A 24,141-nucleotide genomic window follows, 5' to 3' on the forward strand; every position below is an offset into this window, starting at 1 on the left:
CCACGAACATCCACTAATCCTCCAAAACCAACCGCGGCCCCGGCCCTTTTAATCCCACCCGATCCTCCGGATTATAGAGCTGGCATTTCTTCAGGCTCAGACAACCGCAACCGATGCATCCGTCGAGCCGGTCGCGCGTCCGCTCCAGTTCCGCTATCCGGTCATTAATCACCTTGCGCATCGCCTTGCTGATCCGGGTCCAGTCGGCTTGCGTCGGTGTGCGGCCATGCGGGAGGTTCGCCAGCTGGCGTTCAATCTCACCGATACTCAGCCCCAGTTGCTGCGCGATCAGGACGAATGATAGCCGCCTTATGTCCGAGCGCAGAAACCGCCGCTGGCCGCCGCTGGAGCGGAAGGGTTCGACCAGCCCTTTTTCCTCGTAGAAACGGATGGCCGAGACCGACAGGCCGGTCCGCGCGGCGAGGGCACCGATGGTCAGGGCTTTAGTTTCCGGCATGAACTTCTCTTTCAAAACAGTCGTTAAAATAATCTCTTGACCTCAACTTAACTTGAGGTTGTACGAATCGCAAGTGAGGATGAAAAGTCCTGAAAAAATTCTGTTTTCAAGGAAGCACTGAAATATGAAACTGAACCAGGTAACCGTCGGATGTCTCGATTACGACACCTCCGTCCAATTTTATCAGACGCTGGGCCTTGTCCAGATTGTCGATGCCCCGCCCAACTATGCACGCTTTGAGACGGATAGTGGCGAGACTTTCTCCATTCACAAGGTGGATAAGGTCCACGAGCCGACCGGGATGATCTATTTCGAAACCGACAGTCTCGACACCGACGTCGCAGCTCTGGAGGCCAAGGGCGTCGCCTTTGATACACAGCCCAAGAATCAAAGCTGGGGCTGGCGCGAGGCGCGTCTGCGCGATCCGGCCGGCAATGCACTGTGCCTCTTTTACGGCGGCGATAATCGCCGCTTCCCGCCATGGCGAATTTCAAACAGCAACCAAGGAAAAGGATATGAAAAATGACAAAAGCAATATTGGAACATGTGAACCTGACCGTGAGCGACCCGCAGCGGTCCGCCGACCTGATGCGCGACCTTTTTGGGTGGCATATCCGGTGGGAGGGGCCATCAATGTCGGGTGGCCACACGATCCATGTGGGGAGTGATGATCAATATCTCGCGCTCTACACGAATGAGAATGTGAAAGCAGCCGATCCCCAGTTCCGCAAAGGCGAACCGATGAATCATGTCGCGATGACCGTTGATGATCTCAACGCCGTCGAGGATAAGGTGAAGGCTGCAGGCCTTGAGCCATTTGGCCATGATGACTACGAACCGGGCCGGCGGTTCTATTTCTTCGACTGGAACGGGATCGAATATGAGATTGTCAATTATAACTGACGCATAGTCCATATCCGCCGCCCGTCTTTTGCTGTAACCTGTAGTGGCATAAGATCGAACCGGGCGGCGGAGACTGATCATGAGCTATAAATTTCTCGACATGCTGACGACCGACAGCGTTCGCGCCGCCCAGACGGAAAATGGTGCACGCGAGCAGTGGGAAGACTTCCCCGGCGACCGCCGCTTTGATCATTTCGACGAACGGGCGGCGGCCTTCATTGCCGCGCGCGATAGCTTCTATATGGCGAGCGTTTCCGAAAATGGCTGGCCCTATGTCCAGCATCGCGGTGGTCCGCCCGGCTTTCTGAAAGTGCTGGATGACAAGACGCTGGGCTTTGCCGATTTTCGCGGCAACCGGCAATATATCAGCCTGGGCAATGTCCGGGCTGACGATCGCGTCGCCCTGTTCATGGTCGATTATCCCCGGCGCAAGCGATTGAAATTACTCGCCCATATGACCGTGCATGACGTGAACGAGAACCCGGAACTGGCGGCGCGGATCATCGATGCCGACTATCCCGGTCAGGTAGAGCGACTGATGACATTGTCGCTAGAATCATATGACTGGAACTGCCCGCAACATATTATCCCGCGCTTCACGAAAGACATGGTCGATCTAGCGGCCAAGCCTTTGCAGGACGAGATTGCCCGCCTGACGGCCGAGAATGAAGAACTGCGGGAAAAACTGGGAAGCCAAAACGGCTAACATCACCGTCATCCCGGACTTGATCCGGGATCTCCCACGACAAGGCGCTTGATGAAGGAGATCCTGAAACAAGTTCAGGATGACGAATTACAGATCAGAAACGATCGACCGCTATCAAAGCGATGGGTTCACCAGAACCTTCTCACCGGTAGCTTTCTTCTCATAGGCCTTGGCAATGTCCGGATCGATCATGTCCATCAGGCTGATCTCGCTCGAATAATCGCTGTGGAAAATGCCATTGCGCTCGGCGACGGTGAACATGCGCATTTCCATCATGCGTTCCATGCCAACTTCTTCGAGATGCGGGGTGAGCAGCCAGCCACCAACGCCCCAATAGAGACCATAGCCCGCGCCCAGGATCGTGTCGCCCGTGTCGAGACGGCCATAGATATAAACCTGTTTGTTGACGGTTGAGCCATAGACGCTGAACTCCGCGCCGCGTTTGGCCGCAGCCTGTTCCATCGCGGTCAGGATGTAGTTGGCCATCTTGCCGCCGCCAATGGCATCAAAGCCCAGGGTTGCACCGGTTTCGGCGAGTGCATCAACCAGCTTCGGCATGAAATCATCCTTGCTGCTGTCGAGCACATGGCCCTCTGGCAGGCCAATATCGGTAAGGATTTTCTTCTGCGCATCCGAACGGACAATCGCGACCAACGGGATATTTTCCTTCAGGCAGAGTTTCGCAAGCATCTGGCCGAGATTGGAAGCGGCGGCGGTATGGACCAGCGCCTCATGGCCTTCCGCACGCATGGTGTTGACGAAACCCTGTGCCGTCATCGGATTGACGAACAGGCTGGCGCCTTCTTTTGCAGGTGCGCCTTCTGGCAGCGGCACGCACATCATCGCTGGCATCACGCGGTGGGTGCGATACATTTCACCGCCGACAATCGTAACGGTCTTGCCGAGCAAAGCCTGCGCTGCATCGGAAGCGCCAGCTGCAACCACTTTGCCAGCCCCTTCATTGCCCGCCGCAAGCTTCTTGCCTTTACGACCGGCAAAAATGCGCATCATGGAAGGATCGATATCGGCAACCAGAGCCGGATGACCGTCCACTTCCTCGCTGCGTACTGTATTCATGTCCGCAGGCGCGGTCAGCAATCCCAGATCGGACGGGTTGATCGGCACGGCTTCCATTTGCACAACCACTTCATGGTCTGCCGGCTCCGGCACATCATAGGGCTCTACGGACAGCACCAGCTTGCCATCATCGGTTACCGTGGTGAAGAGTTGCTTTGCGTTGTCGATGCTCATTGGGAAATTCCTTGTTTATTTAGGGTTGGGTTTAAAAACTTTTGGATGCGTTCAGGGCGCTCATGCGCTCGGTAATAGTGAAAAACTCTTCCACCGTTTCGTCGATAATCTGTTTGACAGTTTTCACCTCGTCAATCAAACCGGATGATTGCCCGGCAAGACCGACGGCCGCCTCCATATCGCCGCCAAAATAGACGTCCAATATGCCCTTGAACGTATCGGGCGGCATCAGGCCATCTTCGTAGATTTTTGCGGTGCGCTCTGTCTTCAAAGCGCGAATGCAGGGCGTTGCTTTCTTGTTCAGGACATAGGTGCCGGTTTCCTTGGCATCCAGTATCGCTTGTTTATAGTTGTGATGCACCGGGCTTTCCGCGCTGGACACAAAACGCGTGCCCATCTGTATGGCCTCCGCGCCCAGAGCAAAGGCCGCTGCCATACCTTTGCCGTCGGCAATGCCGCCCGCTGCCACCATTGGTACATCTGTTTGCCGACGAATGGCTTGGAGGAGGACGAGCGTCGAGACTTCCTCCGGATTTTTGAAACCGCCGCCTTCCGCGCCTTCCACCACCAGGCCATCAATGCCGGCCTCTACACATTTCATCGCGGCATCGACGGTCGGTACAGCATGATAAACCGTAATCCCGGCTTCTTTGAGCGGACCGATAAATTTCGCCGGACTGCCCGCAGACGTCGTCACAAATTTCACGCCCGAGCCACAGATATGGTCCAGAATGGCCGGATCTTTGAGAAACATGATCGGCAGGTTCACACCAAAAGGCGCATCGGTCAGGTCGCTCATCTTGGCGATCTCGGCCATGCAGTTTTCGGTCTCTCCCGATGAGGTTTCGATAATGCCGAGGCCACCGGCGTTGCAGACCGCAGAGGCAAGCTGCGAACGGGCGATCCAGCCCATGGGCGCCTGCACAATCGGATATTTCGCTCCGGTATGTTCGAGAAAACGGTTCATATATTGATCTTTCATTTCGTGGATTTTGCCCGATCAGCCCATCGGATAGAGAATATCTTTCGTCACCTTGTCGACCGCCTTCATAACCTCGTCGCTGAGCACCAGTTCGCTGGCGGCAAATATGTCGGGCAGCTGGTCGGTATGTGTCGCGCCGACGATCGTGGATGCGACAAAATCATGCTGCTTGGACCAGGCGGTGGCGAGCGTGACGGGCGCGATGCCGGCTTCTTCGGCTATCGCCATAAACCGCTTGGTCGACGCGATGCTTTTGTCGTTCACAAAGCGCTGCGCCATTTTAAACTGGCGCTTGCCTTCCATTGCGAGATAGGCGGAAAAACGGGCACCTTCCGGTTTCGCACCATCATTATATTTGCCGGACAGCACCCCGCCGGCAAGCGGTGAATAAGGGATCAGGCTCACGCCCTCTTTCTTGCACACCTGCGCCAGTTCATCCTCGAACCGGCGGTTGTTCATGCTGAAATTATTCTGGATCGTGCAATATCGCGTAACGCCGAGGCGTTCGGAAGCCTCCAGCGATTTCATCAAGCCCCAGCTGGTTTCATTCGAACAGCCGATGGCCCGAATTTTGCCGGCGCGGATTTGATCATCGAGCACTTCCATGGTCTCGTCATAAGCGGTGCCGTGATCGGGCCAGTGGGTCTGGTATAGATCGATATAGTCGGTCCCCAGACGCTTGAGACTGTCATCCAGCGCCTTGACGATATTGTGGCGGTCCAGCGCGGTATTACCTTGACGCACCGCAGCCTGGAACCAGCCGCCGCTGGGCCCCGCCACCTTGGTCGCCAATATAATCGAATCGCGGTCTTTATCTTTCAGCCAGCGGCCGACAATTTCTTCGGTGCGGCCAGAATATTCAAGCTTGGGCGGCACCGGATAGATTTCAGCCGTATCGAAAAAATTGATCCCGGCATCCAGCGACTGGTCCATGATCCTGTGCGACATGGCTTCATCGGCGCCGGTACCAAAAGTCATCGTGCCCATGCATATATCGGAAACATGCAAGGCACTCTTGCCAAGACGGCATCGTTTCATTCAGGCTCTCCGGGATGATTTGTGGTTTTAACTATACGGTTAAAGATGCCAGAATCTACATAGGTTGCAAGAGGCAATGTAACCAAACCGGAAAGACTATTGCTCTATCCGGCCTGCCCGAGCACCAGACATGCGAGAAACATCAGGAAACCGGCAAAGCGATTGGACCGGAACTTGGCGAGCGCATCGTCGCCATCACTGCTGTTCAGCGTGCCGATCTGCCACAATAGATGCAGCGCCAGCGGGATCAGGGCGACCAGACCCAAAAATTGCGGTCGCACGATCCAGAACGCACCCGCCCAACTGGCCAATGCCAGTGCATAGAAAACCAGCACACCGAAACGCACATTATCACCAAGGCGCAGCGCGCTGGAGCGGATACCGACCAGCGCATCATCCTCCCGGTCCTGTAGCGCATAGACAGTATCGAAACCGATCACCCAGAATATCGATCCGGAATAGAGCAAAAGCATCGCCCATGAAAAACCGGGTTCTATCGCCAGCCAGCCAACCAGCGCGCCCCAGGAAAAAACCATGCCGAGCCAGGCCTGTGGCCACCAGGTAATCCGTTTCATAAAGGGATAGCCTGCCACCAGGGCGAGGCTTCCCAGCGCCACGAGCTTGGCCGTCAGGTTCAGCTGAAGCCAGGTTGCCAATCCGATCAGGCACAAGATTCCCAGCCATATCCACGCCGCTTTCAGTGACACCGCGCCGCTCGCCAATGGCCGTGAGCGGGTGCGCTCCACCTGCTTGTCGAGGTCGCGATCGACAATATCATTATAGACACAACCCGCGCCGCGCATCGCAATAGAGCCCAAGAGCAGCCAGAGCAGCAAATCCCACCGCTGCACCGCGCCACCGGCCAAGGCCACGCCCCACGCGCAAGGCCAAAAGAGCAGCCACCAGCCAATCGGGCGGTCGAGACGGGCAAGCAGCGCATAAGGGCGCGCGACAGCGGGTAACAAGCCCATCAGGCCGCGATATTCGGTGTCGGGAACGGTTTCCGGTTGGGTTGACATATCTCGGCCTTAGAACATCGGTTGAAACTCGTCATCCTGAACTTGATTCAGGATCTCGCTTAAAACCGAAGTGATATCCAGATGCTGAAATAAATTCAGCATGACGAAGCTCTTGTTATATGTATAGAAAACCATATGCCCGCCACACCTGCCTATCCACCACGCAGCTCCCCGCGTCTTTATGTCGATACCGAGCTTAGCGAAGGTGCGGAAATCCGGCTGGACGGCGGCCACGCGCATTATCTGCTGAAAGTCATGCGCATAAAAGAAGGTCAGCCCGTAAAGCTTTTCGACAATCGAACGGGTGAATATCTCGCGCATGTCACCATGCTCGGCAAACGTGACCTGATATTGTTGATCGACGGTAAAACGCGGGAACGAGAAAATGTGCCGGACCTCTGGTTGCTGGCCGCCCCGATCAAGAAGGATCGCTATAACTGGATTGCCGAAAAGGCCACGGAATTGGGCGTCGCCAAAATGATCCCGGTGCAGACCGAACGAACGCAGAATGTGCAGATTAAATCCGATAAGTTAAAAGCTCACATGGTCGAAGCTGCCGAACAATGCGAACGGACCGCACTGCCGGTGCTGGACGGATTGATCAAACTGGATGCGTTGCTTCAGGATTGGCCCGCAGACCGGCATCTGTTTTTCGCCGACGAACGTATATATGAAAGCGGAGAAGGCAGCTTCCGCAAGGCACTTGTCGCTCATGACGGCCCCGCTGCCATCCTGATCGGCCCGGAAGGCGGATTTTCCGATGCCGAGAACGAACTTATCCGCGCCCTGCCCCAATCCGTCCCCGTATCCCTTGGCCCTCGCATCTTAAGGGCCGACACCGCGGCCGTTGCTGCCATAAGCCTGTGGATGGCGGGACGTGGTGACTGGAATTGAAGTCGAAATATTGAATATGGCTTCTATTCAGCGGCTTAAGACTTATTTGACCAAATGTAAAATCTCGTTAGCAGGGCTTAACCGCAGGATATTTTTACCAAATATTCAGCATGTTCGCATAGACCCACACTATGTATCTGGGAACAGACCTTGGGCCAGAAAGGTTGGACCGCAGCGCATGGGCAATAAATCTATTGCGCCTGTTGCTTTGCCTTGCTGTGTTCATGCTCCTTGCCGGAGCCGCCCGGGCCCAGACGGTCAACACTTTCGTAAACCCGACTAACGGTACGATCAACGGCACAACCACCTGCGCAGCACCGCTGGTCAGAAATTTCTCTGTCGGTACGAGCTTTACCGTTTCAGATGTAGATATCGGCGTTTTTGCAACCCATACATGGCGCGGTGATATCCGCCTGACCCTCCAATCGCCAGCGGGTACGCGCGTGCAGCTTGTCAACGGCGATACCAATAATATCAACGGTAATAATTTTAACGTTCTGCTGAATGACAGCGGTACCCAGACCGTCAATACCGACGGCAATACGGTCACCCATTCCACAACTGCACCACCGCCTTTTGACAATGATTTCATTCCCAACAATCCGCTGTCTGCCTTTAACGGGGAAAATAGCCTTGGTACCTGGCGACTGGAAATTTGTGATCTTTTCCCGACGCAGGACGATGGCACATTCCAGCATGCCGAGCTATATCTGACCGAGCAACCGGCCAGTTTTGCAGACTTGTCGGTCAATAAGACGGTAAGCAACGCGACGCCCGCCAATGCGACCAACATCACCTATACTGTCTCCGTTACCAATGCCGCAGGGTCGACCGACAATGCGACCGGGGTCGTCGTGCAGGATACATTGCCGCTTGGCGTCACTTTTGTGAGCGCATCAGGATTTGGCAGCTATGATAGCGCCACGGGCATTTGGTCGGTTGGCTCTGTTCCAATTGGCCAAACCCGCACGTTGAACATCGTAGCGAATGTTACGGCAACATCGGGAGCCAGCGTAGTCAACGCGGCCGAGGTAACCGCATCATCCATCCTGGATTCGGATTCCACTCCCAATAACGGCAGCATCGGGGAAGATGACTATGATGAAGCCACTATCACGGTTTCGGGTACCAGAACTGCAGGTACGCCGCCCAATCTGGCCGGCATATGTCCGATTGCAAACCAGATAGTTTTTGACTGGGACAGCAATGCCTGGGCAGCAGGTTCATTGAACAACAGTTACAGCCTGACAGGAATCGGAACGATCAACTGGGCAGTCAGCTCACCCGGCGTTTTTGTGAACGATGCCGGTTTCGGGGGACAAAGCCCCAGCCTGGCCAATGCCAATAATGGCGGCTTTGCTGGTACGCAGCTTTCGCTGCACCAGTTTCTGGATTTCGCCAACCAGTCGCAGACGGCAACGACAGTCCTCACTCTGCCAACCGCAGTTCCGGGGTTGCAATTCACCGTGTTCGATATCGATTTTGCCGCCAATGACTTTGCCGATAAACTGACGGTCGTCGGCAGCCTGAATGGAACCACCGTCTTGCCGACCCTCACCAACGGAGTCGCCAATTATGTTGTTGGTAATGTCGCGATCGGCGATGCCGGCTCTGGCGGCACGTCGGGAGACGGCAATGTTGTTGTTACGTTCCTTGCTCCGGTAGATACAATCACGATCATCTATGGTAATCATACCACGGCACCAGCCGTTCCCGATGGTCAGGCGATCGCCATTCATGACATTAATTTTTGTGCGCCACAAACGACGCTCAGCGTCACCAAGATCAGCAGCGTTATCAGCGATCCCGTCAACGGTACCACCGACCCGAAATCCATTCCCGGTGCGACCATCCAATATTGCATATTGATCTCCAACGCCGGCAGCGCCACCGCTACGTCGATCAGCGCCACCGATACTATTCCGGGAAATCTGACCTATACAGCTGCATCAATGCAAAGCGGGGCCAATTGTGGTTCGGCTTCAACCGCAGAAGATGATGACAATACGGGCGCAGACGAGAATGATCCCTTTGGCGCATCGATCAGCGGATCGGTCCTTACTGCGACAGCCGCAAGCCTGGGGCCCGCAGAAGGTTACGCTCTGACTTTTCAGGTCACCGTAGACTAGGCATCACGTTTCAAACGCACCAATATCTGATCCAGAGATGACAAAAATTTCGACCGGTCAGCTTTCGTGAAAGGTGGCGGACCGCCAATATTCTCTGTCCCCATACCGGAGCGCAGGTCGGCCATGATCGCCCGCGTCGCAACCGCCGCACCGATGGAGTCTGCGGTAAATGGCTTGCCATTGGGCGCAAGTACTTCCGATCCTGCCTTGATACAGCGGTCGGCCAGCAGGATATCAGCGGTGACTATGACCGTCCCCTCAGATGCTCGCTCGGCAATATAATCATCAGCCGCATCAAAAGCATCGCTCACCACCACGCGGCTGACCAGCGGATGCACCGGAATCCGGAAATGGCTGTTGCTGACGATGATTACGGGCACTTCGTGCCGATAAGCCACCCGGTAGATTTCATCCTTTACCGGACAGGCATCTGCATCAACATATATCGGGATTGCGTTGGCCATAAGACGGTTTAGCCGTTTCTGGCCCCGCCGTCTTTTTTGCCTTCAAACGGCCGCTTGCCGCGATGGGGCTTTTTTGTTTTGCCGCCGAAATTCCCTTTGGGCCCGGATTTGCGGTCGCCTTTGAACTCGGACTTTTTCTTAAAGCCATCACCTTCACCCTTGGCATCGCGGCTAACAGCGGATTTACGCTTCACATAGGGTTTACCGCCATCATCCGACTTGTTGCCATATTTTTTCTTGCCGCCGAAATCCCGGGCGTCGGACTTTCCACCGCCTGATTTACGGTCACCGAATTTTTTTGCACCGAATTTCTTGCCCCCGAACTTTTTCTTGGCGTTGCTGTAGTCACGGCCGCCACCGGCATTGTCACGGCGCCCGCCCTTGCGATTGCGTTTGGCGGCTTCGCGCGGGGTCCCTTCAAATTGCGTGATGGTGATATCATCCGTGTCATCACCGTTGGAGCGTTTCTCTGCAATCGCTTTGGTAAACTTTTCAACCACCCGGCGCGGTATCTCGAAAAGCGTATCATCGCCATTGATCCGGATCGCGCCGATTTCGTTCTTGGTAATGTGGCCACGACGGCACAGAACGGGCAATATCCAGCGGGCATCAGCACGTTGGTTGTGGCCGACATCCATCTTGAACCAGACGGTATCCTCAAATCCGGGACGCGGACCACCGGGCGCGGGCTTGGACTGCGCACCGCGGTCGAGCATCTGTTCCGGCGCCGGCATTTTTGCGCGATGTGACTGGACCAGCATGGCCGCGATTTCTTCCGGCGTTTTCTCCGCCATCAGGCGCTTCGCCAGTTCCTGATCATCCTCATCAATTTCAACCGGTTCGAGCAGTTTCTCCATCAACCGTTCAGCATCATTCTTGCGAATTTCCGCGCGCGTCGGCGCGTCTTTCCATTCTGCATTGATCTTGGCACCGCGTAACATCGATTCAATCCGCTTGCGCCGCTGATAGGGCACCACCAATACCGCTGTCCCTTTCTTGCCTGCCCGGCCCGTCCGTCCGGAGCGGTGCTGCAACGTCTCTGCATCGCGGGGGATCTCAACATGGATCACCAGGCTAAGCGTCGGCAAGTCAAGGCCGCGTGCGGCAACATCGGTTGCCACACATACCCGCGCACGTTTGTCCCGCAGGGCCTGCATCGCCTGATTACGTTCGCTTTGTGTATGCTCGCCGGAAAGCGCCACGGCGCTAAATCCACGATCCACCAGGCTGGCGTGCAGGCGGCGAACGCTTTCCCGGGTGGCGCAAAACAGCATGGCTGATTCCGCCTCGTAAAAACGCAGCAGATTCACCACCGCATTTTCGGTATCGGCAGGCGCAACGGTAATCGCCTGATAAGCAATATCACCATGGCCACGATCTTCACCGACAGTGGAGATGCGCAGCGCATCCTGTTGGTACCTTTTTGCCAGCGCGACAATCGGTTTCGGCATGGTTGCAGAAAATAGCAAAGTCCGGCGGTCTTCGCTGGTTGCGTCGAGAATTTCTTCCAGATCTTCGCGAAAGCCCATGTCGAGCATTTCATCCGCCTCGTCCAGCACCGCCGCGCGCAACTTGCCGAGGTCAAGCGCACCGCGTTCGAGATGGTCGCGCAGACGGCCTGGCGTTCCGACAATCACGTGGGCACCGCGGCGCAGCGTACGCCTTTCTTTGGAAGCATCCATCCCGCCCACACAGGTCGCAATCTGCACACCGGCGGGCTCGTAAAGCCATTTGAGTTCCCGGCTGACCTGCAAGGCCAGCTCGCGCGTCGGTGCGATCACGAGAGCCAGCGGCTCCACCAGAAAGGGGAACCGGCCATTATCGTCCAGAAGCTGCGGTGCCATGGCCAGACCAAAGGCAACCGTTTTCCCCGAACCGGTCTGGGCAGACACAATAAGGTCCCGGCCTTCGGTTTCCGGTTCCAGCACGGCGGCTTGAACGGCCGTGGGTTTGGCATATTCGCGGTTTGCAAGCGCTTCAGCGAGAAGCGGAGATACTGAGGAAAAAGGCATGTTCAAATGTCCGTGGCAAAGATTGAAAGCCGCGCGGAAATGCCAATCGCCTGCGGTCGGTGATAATATATCGTTTGTTTAGAGGCTTTGTGCTGCAGGATCATATTGCCTCACCGGCAGCATGGCCACTTGCCCAAGCCCATTGAAAATTATAGCCACCAAGCCAGCCGGTGACATCTACGGCCTCGCCAATAGCATAGAGTCCCGGCATTTGCCTAGCTTCCATATTTTTGGACGATAATTCGCCGGTGCTGATGCCCCCGGCGGTGACTTCCGCCTTGGCATAGCCCTCGGTGCCATTGGGCATGAAGCGCCAGTTCGACAATCGCCGAGACGCTTCTTCCAATTTGCGATCAGCAAGATTGCCCAGGTCGCCTGACAGTGCGATCCGCTCCAAAAGGGTTTCGGAAAGACGGGCTGGCAAATGCGCGTTTACAGCCCTGCTTAGAGTAAGACGGGGCGCTTCCCGCTTCAATTTCGTCAACCAGTCAGGCTTTAGGTCAGGCAGAAAGTCAACGCCAACCGGATCGCCGTGCCGCCAATAGGATGAAATTTGCAATATCGCTGGACCGGATAGTCCTTTGTGCGTGAACAACGCGGCTTCGCGAAAGGTGGTCTTGCCGCAACTTGCAACAATGGGCGCCGAGACACCGGATAGCGAACGGAACAGGGTTTCTTCACCGCCAAGAGTGAGCGGAACGAGAGCGGGGCGCGGTTCAACGACTTTCAGGCCGAACTGCCGCGCAATGTCATAAGCGAAGCTGGTCGCCCCCATTTTCGGGATCGAAGGCCCGCCGGTTGCAATGACCAGCGCAGGCGCGGTCGCCGCTTCACTGCCATAGTCGACCTGATAGGTGCCATCGCTGTGGCGGATATCCGATACTGATTGTCCCAGTGACAAAGTCACCCTGTCATCAGGACATTCGTCCATCAGCATCGCTACGATCTGCTTTGCTGAACCGTCACAAAATAATTGTCCCAGAGTTTTCTCATGCCAGGCGATATCATAGCCGTTTACCAAGGCGATGAAATCTTGCGCGGTATAACGGCTAAGCGCCGACTTGGCGAAATGCCTGTTGGCCGAAAGATAACGGTCAGGTGCGGTATGAATATTGGTAAAATTGCAACGCCCGCCGCCTGAAATCAGGATTTTCTTGCCCGGCTGGTCTGCATGATCAATCAGCAGCACCTTGCGGCCCCGTTGGCCAGCAACAGCCGCGCACATCAGGCCAGCACCGCCGGCACCAAGGATGATCGCGTCATAGGAGGTTGGGGATTTGGTCATTGGATGGGTGTATACTCGCTACAGCTGGAAAAAGGTTGCGAGTGCCGCCCGCTCCGGGCCCTTGCTTACGCTGCGGGAATTTTCAGGCCGCCGATCCCCCGGATCGGCTCTGCTCCTGAAAATTGGTGGAGCCTAGCGGGATCGAACCGCTGACCTCTTCGCTGCCAGCGAAGCGCTCTCCCAGCTGAGCTAAGGCCCCTTATGCGGCGCGTTTAATCCAAGCGCGCCGCTTATTGCAAGCCCCAAATGGTGCCTGCACGCATCAAAATCAAGTTTCCCGATCAGGTTTCGGCGTTGTCGTCGTCGTCACCCTTGCCTTTGGTGACACCCAGGTCATCATCGCCGCCCAGATCAACCTCATTATCCGGTGAAGGCTCATCATCATCGATGTTGATGTCCAGATCATCATCGGCCACTTCGTCTTCTTTTTTGGCGTCTTTCTTCGGCGCTTCTTCAAACGGCATGGGCTGTTTGGATTTCAGGCCGGGTTCCGGCGTCCATGTCTCACCACATTCGATGCAATTGACCGGGTCTTCTTTACCCAAATCGTAAAAACGTGTTCCGCATTTCGGGCAAGTTCTCTTCGTGCCCCATTCTGGCTTCACCATGGCTGGTTCCAAATCCTTATTTGTCAGTAATATATTATGACCGCTCGCAAGATTTACGGAATCGATCAATCAATTTGGCCGCGCCTTGCCATAGCTGAGCCGCGCTGTCAAAAGCCGTTTCACATCCTGAAACGAATCATCCGCAGTTCAACCGCGTATGACCGCATAAAAAGCCCGTAAATGACCAGCAAACCGACAAATCAGATCATAGTGGAAGCCAAACCGGCTTCATTCGCTCCCGGTGGCGCTTTAACGGGCCGCACAACGGTGCCTGGCGATAAATCCATTTCCCACCGCTCGCTGATTCTCTCCGCACTTGCCGTCGGCAAGAGCCAGATTGCCGGTCTGCTGGAGGGGGAAGATGTTCTGGCGACCGCCGCCGCATTGCGAGCCATGGGCGCCACCATCGAGAAAAAGGGCGACATCTGGACAGTGCACGGTGTCGGTGTTGGCGGTCTGATGCAGCCAGATACCGCCATCGACCTCGGCAATAGCGGAACCTCCGTGCGCCTGCTGATGGGTCTGGTTGCCTCTCATGATATCAGCGTGACCTTCACCGGTGATGCCAGCCTTTCCAGGCGGCCGATGGGCCGGGTGATTGATCCCCTGTCCGACATGGGCGCAGAATTTACCGCGCGGATGTCATCTGACGGTAAAGCGTGTCTGCCGCTTGCCGTGCGCGGTCTGTGCCCGGCGGTGCCGATCGAATACCGCCTGCCGGTGGCATCAGCTCAAGTCAAATCGGCAATCCTGCTCGCAGGATTAAATACACCGGGTGTTACGCGCGTGATCGAACCGGTTCCCACCCGGGATCATAGCGAAACCATGCTGAAAGGCTTTGGCGCAGACCTGACGGTTGAAACGGACAAGGAGGACAGCCGGATCATCTCGTTGACCGGTGAAGCCGAATTGTCACCGCAAAAGATCAAGGTACCCGGCGATCCATCCTCTGCGGCTTTCCCGGTCGTGGCTGCTTTGCTGGTGCCGGGCTCGGATATCGTGGTCGAGAATGTCGGTATCAATCCAACCCGCGCTGGCCTGTTCACCATATTGCAGCAGATGGGCGGCGATATCAGCTTCAAGAAGAAACGCACCGTTGGCGGCGAGCCGGTCGCGGATATTCATGTGAAACACAGCAAGCTGACCGGCATTGATGTCCCGGCAGAGGTCGCGCCCAGCATGATTGATGAATTTCCGGTCCTGTTTATCGCCGCTGCACTGGCCGAAGGAACAACGACGACCAGCGGTCTTCATGAACTGCGTATCAAGGAATCCGATCGCCTCAGCCAGATGGCAGAAGGCCTGCGCGTCCTTGGCGTCGAGCTAACGGAAAAAGAAGATGGCCTGATTATCACCGGAAGCGGCGGTGAACCACTATCTGGCGGCAGCAACATGTCCGCGATCGAGACGGCTCTTGATCACCGGATCGCAATGAGTTTCGCAGTGGCCGGTCTGGTCACCGCTTCAGGACTGACGATAGATGATATCACACCGGCTGAAACGAGCTTTCCCGGCTTTGCCGATCTTATGAAGGCATTGGCATCCTGATGCTCGGTGATTTTTCCGCCAACGTGATCGGCATATTGGGCAGCATATTGATTGTCTCGGCTTATGCCTACAACGTCTACGCCCGAAACGTGAACGCATTCATCTATAATGGCACGAACCTGATCGGCGCGCTTCTGCTCACCCTGTCACTGATGGTGCATTTCAATCTCGCATCCTTATTGCTCGAAATTGTCTGGATCGGTATTGCCTTGGGCGGCCTGTGGAAAGCCTATCAGGGGCGAACGGAGCAACGGCCATGATCATCGCGGTCGATGGCCCTACTGCCTCGGGTAAAGGCACGATCTCCAAAGAGCTGGCGAAGCATTTTGCCCTGCCCTTTCTCGACACCGGCCTGCTCTATCGCGCGGTCGGCTGGACCCTGCGGGAACAGCGCGGAAATGCCGATAATCCGGATCATGCGCTCAAGGCATGTATGTTTGATGGCGCACTGCTCAATGAGCCGGGCCTGCGCAGCGAAGCCGTCGGTGGCCTCGCCAGCCGTGTCTCGGTCCACCCCGAGGTCCGCCGTGCGCTGGACAAGCGGCAGAAAGATTTTGCCTATCAACCGGCGGGCGCCGTTCTGGATGGCCGCGATATCGGTACGGTCATCGCGCCGGATGCCGATGTGAAGCTGTTTGTGACCGCCTCATCGGAAGCGCGCGCCGTTCGCCGTTTCGAAGAAATGAAGCGCCGCGGCGAGAAGGTGAACTTTGATGATATCCTCGCCGATATCCTGAAACGCGACGAACGGGACCGCAGCCGTGTCACGGCGCCGCTCAAGCCCGCGGAAGATGCGGACTTGCTTGATACGACCGATTTGACTATAGGCGACGCCGTTCAACAGGCAATTGCCTTGGTGGACGCGAAGATAAGCCGCCGGCGCGACAAAGATCCGGCATAGCAAAAAGATGATGTGCCAGACGGAACGGTAAAGCACCGCTCCGGCTATGGCGCAGCTTTTGCTATTTGCGCTTCAATCTTTGCGTTACCAGTTTATGGCAGTTTTCTGGGGGATATGGCTGTCACATGCGGTGGCGGCCATGTTTTGGTCCAAGACCAGCGGAACCAACCGCTTGGCCCGAAAAAATATCTGTTAAGGAACTCTTATATGGCCTCTACGGCATTTCCCAGTCGCGACGATTTCGCGGCACTTTTAAACGAATCAATTGGCGGTGAAGATCAAGGCTTTGAAGGCCGCGTGGTCAAAGGCACCGTTGTCGGCATCGAAAATGACATGGCCGTCATCGATGTGGGCTTGAAATCAGAAGGCCGTGTGGCGCTGCGCGAATTCGCCGCTCCCGGTCAAAAAGCTGACCTGAATGTTGGCGATGAAGTCGAGGTCTATGTCGATCGCATCGAAAATGTGAACGGCGAAGCCATGCTGTCCCGCGATCGCGCTCGCCGCGAAGCCAGCTGGGACAAGCTTGAAAAAGAATATGACGAAGGCAACCGCGTTGACGGTATTATCTTCGGACGCGTCAAAGGTGGCTTCACGGTAGATCTTGACGGCGCCGTAGCCTTCCTGCCCGGCAGCCAGGTTGATGTCCGCCCCGTGCGCGACGTGACCCCGCTGATGGACATTTCACAGCCTTTCCAGATCCTGAAGATGGACCGCAAGCGGGGCAATATCGTTGTTTCGCGCCGCGCGATCCTCGAAGAGACCCGCGCAGAACAGCGCAGCGGACTTATTGAGTCTCTGGCTGAAGGTCAGGTTACCGAAGGCGTTGTGAAGAACATCACCGACTATGGTGCCTTTGTTGACCTGGGCGGCATCGACGGCCTGCTTCACGTCACCGATCTCAGCTACAAGCGGGTCAATCACCCGAACGAGATGATCAACATCGGCGATACGCTGAAAGTCCAGATCATCAAGATCAACAAAGACACGCAGCGTATCTCGCTTGGCATGAAACAGCTTGAAAGCGATCCTTGGGATGCCGCTTCCGAGAAATATGCCGTTGGCACGAAGCTGACCGGTTCGGTTACCAACATCACCGAATATGGTGCGTTTGTTGAGCTGGAAGCCGGCATCGAAGGTCTTGTCCACGTTTCCGAAATGAGCTGGACCAAGAAAAACGTACATCCTGGCAAAATCGTCTCCACCTCTCAGGAAGTGGATGTGATCGTTCTGGAAGTCGATACCGAGAAACGCCGCATTTCACTGGGTCTGAAACAGGCTCAATCCAACCCGTGGACCGACTTTGCGGATGCGCATCCTGTCGGCAGCACGGTTGAAGGCGAAGTCAAGAACGCCACCGAATTCGGTCTGTTCATCGGCCTCGAAGGCGACGTGGACGGCATGGTCCACATGTCCGACATCGCATGGGGCATTTCTGGCGAAGACGCTTTGAACCTGCACCATAAGGGTGAAGAAGTGAAAGCCATCGTTCTGGACATTGATGTTGAGAAAGAGCGTATTTCACTCGGCATGAAGCAGCTTGAAAAAGGTGCACCTGCGGTTGGCGGAACCGACACGGGCGGTCTCAAGAAAGGTTCGGTCACCACCGTTACCGTGCTTGAAGTTCGCGATGGCGGTCTTGAAGTACAGGTTGGCGACGATGGCGTCACCGGCTTCATCAAACGGACCGACCTTGGCCGTGATCGTGATGAGCAGCGTCCTGACCGTTTCCAGGTTGGCCAGAAGGTCGACGCGATGGTTACCGGTTTCGACCGTTCCAAGAAGCCGAATTTCTCAATCAAAGCCCATCAGCTGGCCGAAGAGAAACAGGCAGTCGAACAGTTTGGTTCTACCGACTCCGGTGCCAGCCTTGGCGACATTCTTGGCGAAGCGCTCAAGAAAAAGGACGACTAAGCCAGCCGGGCACTGCCCGAAAGTTTATTCGAAAAAGCCCGTTCTCCGAAAGGAGGCGGGCTTTTTTGTCGGCAGATCCAATTTCCATGCCAAAAAGCAATGCGGCCAACCCGTCCCAGTTCAAGACGTATTACAATGTAAAATCCAAAGCCCATTGAAAACATGTAAATTTTCTGTCAGTATCATCCCATAATCGCGATGCAGAGCAAATGCAGATGCATGACGCGAATAGCTCAAATTCCGTGGTTGCCCCACAAGCGGAAAGGCATGCGCATGATACGTTCTGAATTGCTTGAAAAACTGGCCGAAGAAAATCCCGAGCTGAAACCGGACGAGATTGAGAAGATTGTTGACTTGTTTTTCAATCAGATAAGTCAAAAGCTAGCCGAAGGCGGCCGTGTTGAATTACGAGGCTTTGGTGCCTTCTCAACCCGCCAGCGCAAACCACGCATCGGGCGCAATCCCCGTACTGGCGAATCAGTACAGGTCCCGGCCAAGCGCGTGCCCTATTTTAAACCTGGCAAAGAAATTCGCGAGCGTCTCAATAAGGGATGATCGGAAGGCCGCACATCGGCCGAAACTGTCAAATATCTGCCAACCAATCGAAAAACTTGAAATTAGCCCATCTCAGGGCTTGACCTGCTGCGCGCAATGATGCTTGTCGCATGCTCCAATCAAAGTTGGAGCTACCGGTGCGGACGTGGCGAAATGGTAGACGCAGCAGACTTAAAATCTGCTATCCGAAATGGGTGTGCGGGTTCGAGTCCCGCCGTCCGCACCAGCTAAATGGCATTATATAATGCCTGATCATCGGAATAATCGAAGATCAGTTCGCTATCGCAGCCACCTGAAACTCGCGCGCGTCAAAGCCGTTTTCGCCAATTTGCGCCGATAGGGCTCGGGTCTGGATCTTGGGACCCCTGGCTCCCGGAATTGTTGCAAAACCGGAACCGTCTAGTGTGACACTCTCGTTACCGAAGTTCAGTCGCACGCCGCGCAAACTGTTCGGGCTGTAGCTCACCTGCAGATTATATCCGCCAGGAGCATTACAATATTCGCGGAGCTCGCCCAAACGAACAACATTCTCGGCAAAAGCCGCACCGGCCGAGCTATACTGAACACCGCAAGTCACCGGAACGACTGCTTTCAAACGGAAACTCATAGAGTTGGTTGCAATTGCACTGGTAGCTGTCGTAGCCGCAGCCACCACCGCGACCACACTGATTAGTTTCTTCACCATGTCTCTGCCTTCAATTCTTTTCTGATGGCAGCAATTTGGCAGAAGGCGTTGAAAGTAACGTCAACGGCGAAGGTTAACGCGTCGTTTACTTTTTAGGACTTTTATTGGATGGTCTAATATCCACTTGGCTCGCTCAAGCTGACTTGCATTAAACACATCGCCATAGAGCATTATAATTATCTATATCTCAGTTACTTAACCGGAAACAATCAACCAATAGCTTATTTTTCGAACGGCGCCTTAGAGGTGGTCTACCGATCGTATATGGTTATAAAATACCGTTAAAATCGGTGTTTGACGGGCTTTATCGTGCCGTTATCGACACCGAGATCACATCGCTGTAAACACCAGCACGTCTGTTCGACACGTCACCGATGACAAACTGAAAAGGCAGGGAATCTTTCAACAGACCGGACCTTTTGGACCCCGTAACAGTACTGGCACCGGCAAGATTGACTGTATTGCCGCCGATAGCAACCGAATAAGGAATGAACCATTGGCTCGAGCCCAGGCGGAGTTGACCAGAATTTGCCGAAGACACAACAATATCATAATCGCCGGTACTGCTAACCCGAAGCTGCAATGGAACGGGCGCAACGCCTTCTTTCAATTCACCCAGGTCAACAACCGCTTGGCCATCGTTCCTCCTGTAGGCACCGGTGAGACCGACACGTGCCGATGGCAGGACATTTATCCCGAAAACCAGTGGTGCTCCACCGAGAGACCGAAAGTTGCTGTCCTGCGCTTCCAGCGTAACGTCCTGCGTGAACGTTCCAGAACTGCGTACGTCATTGGGTTCAGCGACCAGCCTAAAGGTCAGGGATCGCGATTCTCCCGGTGCAAGTACGATTTCACGCTGCGATAACCGTGGCTGAGACCGACCCGCACGCGGGGTTACATCTTGCGTATCAGTCAGGTTCAAAAGCGCGTATCGAACTGGTTTTTCTGTACCTTTTGATAACCCGAATGGCGGCTGTCTCAATACGAAAGTTGGTCTGAAACGGCACTCTGCTCCACCGTCATTGACGAAGGTCACACCATATGTGCCTTCGGGAATGGAACTTGCAAAAGGATCATAACCCTGAATGATCCAGCTCGCCGGCGCCGGATTGACACGAACAAGGCAATCTGTTGTCTGGCCTGAAGCCACAGGAGCTTGAGCCAAAACTGGAGCAGCCAAAGATGCGGCGAAGAGAGTCAGTATGGATCGAAGCATTGGTGTCTCCTATTTTTTCATGCCCGGCCGAACGGTACCGAGACGTACCAGACCGTCTGTGTCGGCTGGAACTGTAAATTCAAAACTTTTGTCGATCGAACCATTGGGCCCATAAGTTTCGACAAGATAGCGGCGGCCGGGCAGCAGGTTCGCAATCGCGAAACGTCCAACCGAATTGGTGAAGAACGGAAGCGGTTTCGGATTCTCCCCTTCTTCCACGTCGAGCAGGGTCACCCGTCCACCGATCAGCGAAACTGGCTGATCTGGGGCCAAGATAAGCGTACCCATTGCGCTAACGAAGGCGTCGGTACCGATGCGCGCTGCATAACCGCTCTTGTAGGATGGATATACACGGAATATACCAGGACCAGTGTCATAGCCGGTTGGCGGATCTTCAACATCATACTGGACGGATTGAGTCGCATAGGACCCCAAGAAGTTATTGAGAGCTGATCCTAGTGCTCCACTACGACTGATATAGTTATTCTCTGCAATCGATTGTCCGGCAACCACGCTGCGCTTACCCAGATTTTCATGCGGAGCCAGCAGCATGAAACTGTCGTTAATACGACGCCCGATACCAAATTGACCGTCGGCAAAAGCCAAGGTTGTGCCTACACGGACAGATGTAGCATTGACTGCACCGAAATCGGAGATGCTGGGCCCGAAGCTGGCATGGCTAATCGAGGCATCAAAACGGTTCGCCGAATAAGAGGCAAAACCATTTGCCCGCGCGTTGTTGTTTTCATGCGCGATAATCCCGCCGAAGCCAACACTATTGAGCTGGTTCAGGCCGCTTTGATTATAGGAAAGTTCTTTAAGGTCATCGCGGCTCTCATATCGCGCTTCGGCCCGGCGGCGATAATCAGGCTGAAATACTAACCCGACACTAACGCTGAAACCACTACCTCGGGAACCCGCTGTCGGAAATCTGGCATAGTCAACCCCGGCCCTGAAGGTCCATTTGCGATTTAAGCGATAGTAGCCGGTGGTTCCTAAACGGTAGCTGTCTCGCAATCCATTGCGACCTTTCAGATAGGATGCTGTCGAAGTGGTCAAGAATTTCAGACTAAATTGACGCGTATATTGGGCTGAAACCGTTACGGACGTGGTATTGATAGCTTCCAAATTGTTCAAAGTCGCAAATTTGGGCGAAATATAATCAGCCCTAACCGTGAGACTGTCGGACAATCCACCTCGATCGATGAAATGCTCATAGCCAACACCGCCCGCAAATCCTTGCCCAGCAGCCTTCGAATTACTGGCACCGCCATCCAGGAGAAGCCGTCCACCGTTGCCGAGAACGAACTGGGTCTGGCCGGTGAGTGTCTGTACGTCCTCGCTTGCCTGAAGACCGACGCCAATGGCCGGGGCGTTAAAAAATGCTTTGCGATAGAAGCCGCTAAAGGCGACCGGTCCGCGATAATCAGGAGCGCGTCCAAATGTCCTGCTCGTTGGTCCTAAATAGGCTCCATATTCATGATCACCTGGGTCAAGATCAATGGGATCGAGATATTGCTGATAGGACAGATTCTGAACCGCGCCGCTATTATCGGTGACTTGAATATCGATATCGTTGCTACCAGCAATCAAAGGCAGGGAACTGAAGTCATATCGCCCGGGCTGGAGACGGACCTCCCTATAGAGTGAACCATTGCGCAGAAAGCGGACGGTCGAATCACGTTGGATAATGAGTTGGCGATTGGCCTGCAGTATTGCTGATCGAAAACTATTGAACCGCCGTTTCTGCCGCACAACACCGATGCCGCCCATCGAGACAAAAGATTGCTGGCCGCGGATTTCGGGATCAAGATCCCCCAGAAACCAACGGCGATATTCTTTAGGTTCATCATAAACCAGTCGCGCAAAGTTGCGCGAAAACCTATAAGAATCCCCTGTCAGGCCGAACTCCTGACCAAGTTGCGCATCTCCCTCGAAAACAACGGGCCCCAACCGCACGGCGCCGTCGAAATTAATGGTCGGCGGGTCAAGTTGACTGCCTTCCCAAATATAGGTGCCCAGCACACTTAGGTTGAGATAGCCAGATAGGCTGGCTGGCTCCAATGAGATATCGTTGGTGTCATCGCGCGGCGGTGCAAATAGATTGCTTATCGCACGCTGCTCGGGCGAAACTTCAACGACCACCACTGCTAGCGTACTGGGATCGTAAGTGAGCCGAACACCCGTTTGATCCAGATCTTCTTCTCCGAATTGGGTCAACGAACTCAATTTGTTCGTGAGCTCCACATGGGCCGGATCGTTAAGAATCGATTTCATCAAGCGGATAAAAGTCTCTGATTCGAGCAGAAACCGATCATCAGCCGTCAGGCGCAACGGAATTTCGCCCAAAGTACGGTTCTGGAAGGTCAGCGGTACCGTCATATCGATATCGCGATCATAAGGGTTGATATCGGGTCGTCCATGGGCACCGATAGGGTATTGAACCGTTGGCGCCGGAGTTGGTGTTGGTTCTTGACCGTCTGGAAGCGGTAAAGTTACCGGCCCTGACGGATCATCGGGAAGGGGGATTGTTACAGGTGCATCTGTCGGCGCGCTTTGACTTGCGGGTACTGGCGTAGAAGAGGGTGCTGGAGCAGATGCCTGTGGCAGCGGGACTGACACTTGCGCGAGCGCGCCTGCGGACCATAGCGGGACCATCACATGAGCGTTCGCATTGCCTGCACATAGTGCCAGGGAAGCGACAGAAAATAGAGTGGATTGCGCTCTCACTGTTTGAACGACAACTTAATTGGTCCAGGGCCAAATCCGGCGACCGGGAGACGGAAGACTCGTTCTCCCTGGGCAGGCACAAAGCCAGTTCCTATAGCGCGCGTCAGTTCTTCGGGCGAGATGTCAACCCTTAGCCATTCGCCATCGGCGCCGGTTCCCACCAATTGCCATGAGAAGTTTGCCATCATCGCGTGACGACGGCCTTCGTTGGTCAGAGTAACTTCGACACCATCCTGCATCGGCGCGGGTTCTGTTGCACCCGGCAATGCAGGTGGTTGGAACAACGCTTGCTTCACTGTGGTCGCCTTTACATCAGGTTTTGCATTAGGAGGGGCAACCACGACCAGGGCACGCATATTGTAAAGTATCTGAACTTGCGCACCGACTGCATCAACTGCTCCTGGCTCCAATGCCACGGGCAGTTGTTCTATGGATACGTAATAAGCCTGTGAAGTATCGGGCTCTCCTGCGCCCAGCCATTGCAAGCGGACCACCTGGCGTCCGCCTGCCGGCAATATGCCTTGTGGTGGGAAAACCAGGAATTCCTCGTCTGCGGCCGTCTCGGTAATTTTTCCGTCCGCGTCAATCTGCATCCGAAAGATGCGGGTCTCGAAAGCAAGATTGCCGGGGTTTATGTTCTGAACCTCGATGCGGGCCGTAGCATTTGTACCGCGTGATTCCATCTCGATCACCATCGGCGAAACACGCATGGCCAAAGCAGGCGTGGTCAGCACTATGAAGGCAGAAAATACAGCTATGAGCGCATAAAAGCGCCGCTTCATCATTGTCAAAATCGGCATATACTCTGCCCCTAACAGAATTTTCGGAATCTACTATTTCATTTAAG

23 protein-coding genes and 2 tRNA genes are annotated in these 24,141 nt (G+C 54.9%); 11 read left to right on the plus strand and 14 right to left on the minus strand.

The genetic code is table 11. The annotated features are described in order from the left end of the window. Positions 1-13: 13 nt before the first annotated feature. Positions 14-457 (minus strand): redox-sensitive transcriptional activator SoxR, encoded by a 444-nt coding sequence (gene soxR / locus DK507_RS07305; RefSeq protein WP_109355732.1) that lies wholly within the window; start codon positions 455-457, stop codon positions 14-16. Between the two features lie 124 nt (positions 458-581). Here soxR and DK507_RS07310 point away from each other — a divergent pair, with 124 nt between their 5' ends. The 3 genes from DK507_RS07310 to DK507_RS07320 all read left to right on the plus strand — a co-directional run bounded on the left by DK507_RS07310 (position 582) and on the right by DK507_RS07320 (position 2,066). Beyond that, positions 582-983 (plus strand): VOC family protein, encoded by a 402-nt coding sequence (locus DK507_RS07310; protein WP_109355733.1) that lies wholly within the window; start codon positions 582-584, stop codon positions 981-983. Further along, positions 980-1,360 carry a VOC family protein gene (locus DK507_RS07315; RefSeq protein WP_109355734.1) on the plus strand — a complete coding sequence of 127 codons (381 nt, stop codon included), beginning with the start codon at positions 980-982 and terminating at the stop codon, positions 1,358-1,360. Before DK507_RS07310 ends, DK507_RS07315 begins: the two co-directional genes overlap by 4 nt. A 79-nt stretch (positions 1,361-1,439) precedes the next feature. Further along, positions 1,440-2,066 carry a pyridoxamine 5'-phosphate oxidase family protein gene (locus DK507_RS07320; protein WP_109355735.1) on the plus strand — a complete coding sequence of 209 codons (627 nt, stop codon included), beginning with the start codon at positions 1,440-1,442 and terminating at the stop codon, positions 2,064-2,066. Between the two features lie 114 nt (positions 2,067-2,180). Here DK507_RS07320 and DK507_RS07325 read toward each other — a convergent pair whose 3' ends face one another. The 4 genes from DK507_RS07325 to ubiA form a co-directional block, all read right to left on the minus strand. Then, positions 2,181-3,317 (minus strand): NADH oxidase, encoded by a 1,137-nt coding sequence (locus DK507_RS07325; RefSeq protein ID WP_109355736.1) that lies wholly within the window; start codon positions 3,315-3,317, stop codon positions 2,181-2,183. Between the two features lie 31 nt (positions 3,318-3,348). Further along, entirely contained in the window at positions 3,349-4,284 is a 936-nt protein-coding gene (locus DK507_RS07330) for a nitronate monooxygenase family protein (protein WP_109356207.1), read from the minus strand. Positions 4,285-4,317: 33 nt separating this feature from the next. Then, positions 4,318-5,337: an aldo/keto reductase gene (locus DK507_RS07335; RefSeq protein WP_109355737.1), complete on the minus strand. Its 1,020-nt coding sequence runs from the start codon at positions 5,335-5,337 to the stop codon at positions 4,318-4,320. A gap of 104 nt (positions 5,338-5,441) precedes the next feature. Beyond that, positions 5,442-6,356, minus strand: a complete 915-nt coding sequence (gene ubiA / locus DK507_RS07340; RefSeq protein ID WP_109355738.1) for a 4-hydroxybenzoate octaprenyltransferase — start codon at positions 6,354-6,356, stop codon at positions 5,442-5,444. Positions 6,357-6,491: 135 nt separating this feature from the next. On the opposite strand from ubiA, the gene DK507_RS07345 reads away from it, so the two are divergent. Together DK507_RS07345 and DK507_RS07350 are read left to right on the plus strand one after the other, a co-directional pair. Beyond that, complete coding sequence (locus DK507_RS07345) at positions 6,492-7,250, plus strand: 16S rRNA (uracil(1498)-N(3))-methyltransferase (RefSeq protein ID WP_109355739.1); 759 nt, start codon at positions 6,492-6,494, stop codon at positions 7,248-7,250. Between the two features lie 131 nt (positions 7,251-7,381). Further along, positions 7,382-9,379 (plus strand): proprotein convertase P-domain-containing protein, encoded by a 1,998-nt coding sequence (locus DK507_RS07350; RefSeq protein ID WP_254054291.1) that lies wholly within the window; start codon positions 7,382-7,384, stop codon positions 9,377-9,379. Here the strand turns inward: DK507_RS07350 and DK507_RS07355 are convergent. The 5 genes from DK507_RS07355 to DK507_RS07375 form a co-directional block, all read right to left on the minus strand. Continuing rightward, on the minus strand, positions 9,376-9,843 hold the full coding sequence (locus DK507_RS07355; RefSeq protein WP_174209030.1) for a YaiI/YqxD family protein: 468 nt from the start codon (positions 9,841-9,843) through the stop codon (positions 9,376-9,378). The genes DK507_RS07350 and DK507_RS07355 overlap by 4 nt on opposite strands. 8 nt (positions 9,844-9,851) lie before the next feature. Continuing rightward, positions 9,852-11,855, minus strand: coding sequence for a DEAD/DEAH box helicase (locus DK507_RS07360; RefSeq protein WP_109355740.1), 2,004 nt, complete (start codon positions 11,853-11,855; stop codon positions 9,852-9,854). 100 nt (positions 11,856-11,955) lie between these two features. Then, positions 11,956-13,140 carry an NAD(P)/FAD-dependent oxidoreductase gene (locus DK507_RS07365; RefSeq protein ID WP_109355741.1) on the minus strand — a complete coding sequence of 395 codons (1,185 nt, stop codon included), beginning with the start codon at positions 13,138-13,140 and terminating at the stop codon, positions 11,956-11,958. Between the two features lie 123 nt (positions 13,141-13,263). Continuing rightward, positions 13,264-13,339 (minus strand) — tRNA-Ala (locus tag DK507_RS07370). Positions 13,340-13,421: 82 nt separating this feature from the next. After that, entirely contained in the window at positions 13,422-13,748 is a 327-nt protein-coding gene (locus tag DK507_RS07375) for a TIGR02300 family protein (protein ID WP_109356210.1), read from the minus strand. Between the two features lie 180 nt (positions 13,749-13,928). Between DK507_RS07375 and aroA the strand changes: the two genes are divergently transcribed. The 6 genes from aroA to DK507_RS07405 all read left to right on the plus strand — a co-directional run bounded on the left by aroA (position 13,929) and on the right by DK507_RS07405 (position 18,889). Then, positions 13,929-15,296 (plus strand): 3-phosphoshikimate 1-carboxyvinyltransferase, encoded by a 1,368-nt coding sequence (gene aroA / locus DK507_RS07380; protein WP_109355742.1) that lies wholly within the window; start codon positions 13,929-13,931, stop codon positions 15,294-15,296. Next, positions 15,296-15,556: a hypothetical protein gene (locus tag DK507_RS07385; RefSeq protein WP_109355743.1), complete on the plus strand. Its 261-nt coding sequence runs from the start codon at positions 15,296-15,298 to the stop codon at positions 15,554-15,556. Before aroA ends, DK507_RS07385 begins: the two co-directional genes overlap by 1 nt. Beyond that, the gene (locus tag DK507_RS07390; protein WP_109355744.1) at positions 15,553-16,197 is read left to right on the plus strand and encodes a d(CMP) kinase; all 645 of its coding nucleotides are present in this window, start codon (positions 15,553-15,555) and stop codon (positions 16,195-16,197) included. The genes DK507_RS07385 and DK507_RS07390 overlap by 4 nt, the downstream gene beginning before the upstream one ends. Before the next feature lie 207 nt (positions 16,198-16,404). Continuing rightward, positions 16,405-18,108, plus strand: coding sequence for a 30S ribosomal protein S1 (rpsA, locus tag DK507_RS07395; protein WP_109355745.1), 1,704 nt, complete (start codon positions 16,405-16,407; stop codon positions 18,106-18,108). 273 nt (positions 18,109-18,381) lie between these two features. After that, positions 18,382-18,663: an integration host factor subunit beta gene (locus DK507_RS07400; RefSeq protein WP_109356211.1), complete on the plus strand. Its 282-nt coding sequence runs from the start codon at positions 18,382-18,384 to the stop codon at positions 18,661-18,663. Between the two features lie 139 nt (positions 18,664-18,802). Next, positions 18,803-18,889, plus strand: a tRNA-Leu gene (locus DK507_RS07405). A gap of 45 nt (positions 18,890-18,934) precedes the next feature. Here the strand turns inward: DK507_RS07405 and DK507_RS07410 are convergent. The 4 genes from DK507_RS07410 to DK507_RS07425 form a co-directional block, all read right to left on the minus strand. Next, positions 18,935-19,348 carry a hypothetical protein gene (locus tag DK507_RS07410; protein WP_109355746.1) on the minus strand — a complete coding sequence of 138 codons (414 nt, stop codon included), beginning with the start codon at positions 19,346-19,348 and terminating at the stop codon, positions 18,935-18,937. A gap of 304 nt (positions 19,349-19,652) precedes the next feature. After that, positions 19,653-20,564 (minus strand): hypothetical protein, encoded by a 912-nt coding sequence (locus DK507_RS18070; RefSeq protein ID WP_254054292.1) that lies wholly within the window; start codon positions 20,562-20,564, stop codon positions 19,653-19,655. A gap of 9 nt (positions 20,565-20,573) precedes the next feature. Next, positions 20,574-23,186 (minus strand): hypothetical protein, encoded by a 2,613-nt coding sequence (locus DK507_RS07420; RefSeq protein ID WP_254054293.1) that lies wholly within the window; start codon positions 23,184-23,186, stop codon positions 20,574-20,576. 104 nt (positions 23,187-23,290) lie between these two features. Further along, positions 23,291-24,094, minus strand: coding sequence for a molecular chaperone (locus tag DK507_RS07425; protein ID WP_109355747.1), 804 nt, complete (start codon positions 24,092-24,094; stop codon positions 23,291-23,293). Between the last annotated feature and the right edge of the window lie 47 nt (positions 24,095-24,141).

The sequence above is a fragment of the Sphingorhabdus sp. EL138 genome (assembly GCF_900258045.1).
In the GTDB taxonomy this organism is placed as follows: domain Bacteria; phylum Pseudomonadota; class Alphaproteobacteria; order Sphingomonadales; family Sphingomonadaceae; genus Parasphingorhabdus.

Excerpts from the sequence above, each read along its gene's own strand:
- aroA (WP_109355742.1), top strand. The coding sequence starts at position 13,929 with ATGACCAGCAAACCGACAAATCAGATCATAGTGGAAGCCAAACCGGCT.
- DK507_RS07330 (WP_109356207.1), bottom strand. The coding sequence starts at position 4,284 with ATGAACCGTTTTCTCGAACATACCGGAGCGAAATATCCGATTGTGCAG.
- soxR (WP_109355732.1), bottom strand. The coding sequence starts at position 457 with ATGCCGGAAACTAAAGCCCTGACCATCGGTGCCCTCGCCGCGCGGACC.
- DK507_RS07410 (WP_109355746.1), bottom strand. The coding sequence starts at position 19,348 with ATGGTGAAGAAACTAATCAGTGTGGTCGCGGTGGTGGCTGCGGCTACG.
- DK507_RS07400 (WP_109356211.1), top strand. The coding sequence starts at position 18,382 with ATGATACGTTCTGAATTGCTTGAAAAACTGGCCGAAGAAAATCCCGAG.
- DK507_RS07360 (WP_109355740.1), bottom strand. The coding sequence starts at position 11,855 with ATGCCTTTTTCCTCAGTATCTCCGCTTCTCGCTGAAGCGCTTGCAAAC.
- DK507_RS07355 (WP_174209030.1), bottom strand. The coding sequence starts at position 9,843 with ATGGCCAACGCAATCCCGATATATGTTGATGCAGATGCCTGTCCGGTA.
- DK507_RS07385 (WP_109355743.1), top strand. The coding sequence starts at position 15,296 with ATGCTCGGTGATTTTTCCGCCAACGTGATCGGCATATTGGGCAGCATA.
- ubiA (WP_109355738.1), bottom strand. The coding sequence starts at position 6,356 with ATGTCAACCCAACCGGAAACCGTTCCCGACACCGAATATCGCGGCCTG.
- DK507_RS07390 (WP_109355744.1), top strand. The coding sequence starts at position 15,553 with ATGATCATCGCGGTCGATGGCCCTACTGCCTCGGGTAAAGGCACGATC.
- DK507_RS07315 (WP_109355734.1), top strand. The coding sequence starts at position 980 with ATGACAAAAGCAATATTGGAACATGTGAACCTGACCGTGAGCGACCCG.
- DK507_RS07335 (WP_109355737.1), bottom strand. The coding sequence starts at position 5,337 with ATGAAACGATGCCGTCTTGGCAAGAGTGCCTTGCATGTTTCCGATATA.
- DK507_RS18070 (WP_254054292.1), bottom strand. The coding sequence starts at position 20,564 with ATGCTTCGATCCATACTGACTCTCTTCGCCGCATCTTTGGCTGCTCCA.
- DK507_RS07350 (WP_254054291.1), top strand. The coding sequence starts at position 7,382 with ATGTATCTGGGAACAGACCTTGGGCCAGAAAGGTTGGACCGCAGCGCA.
- rpsA (WP_109355745.1), top strand. The coding sequence starts at position 16,405 with ATGGCCTCTACGGCATTTCCCAGTCGCGACGATTTCGCGGCACTTTTA.
- DK507_RS07375 (WP_109356210.1), bottom strand. The coding sequence starts at position 13,748 with ATGGTGAAGCCAGAATGGGGCACGAAGAGAACTTGCCCGAAATGCGGA.
- DK507_RS07320 (WP_109355735.1), top strand. The coding sequence starts at position 1,440 with ATGAGCTATAAATTTCTCGACATGCTGACGACCGACAGCGTTCGCGCC.
- DK507_RS07310 (WP_109355733.1), top strand. The coding sequence starts at position 582 with ATGAAACTGAACCAGGTAACCGTCGGATGTCTCGATTACGACACCTCC.
- DK507_RS07325 (WP_109355736.1), bottom strand. The coding sequence starts at position 3,317 with ATGAGCATCGACAACGCAAAGCAACTCTTCACCACGGTAACCGATGAT.
- DK507_RS07425 (WP_109355747.1), bottom strand. The coding sequence starts at position 24,094 with ATGCCGATTTTGACAATGATGAAGCGGCGCTTTTATGCGCTCATAGCT.
- DK507_RS07345 (WP_109355739.1), top strand. The coding sequence starts at position 6,492 with ATGCCCGCCACACCTGCCTATCCACCACGCAGCTCCCCGCGTCTTTAT.
- DK507_RS07365 (WP_109355741.1), bottom strand. The coding sequence starts at position 13,140 with ATGACCAAATCCCCAACCTCCTATGACGCGATCATCCTTGGTGCCGGC.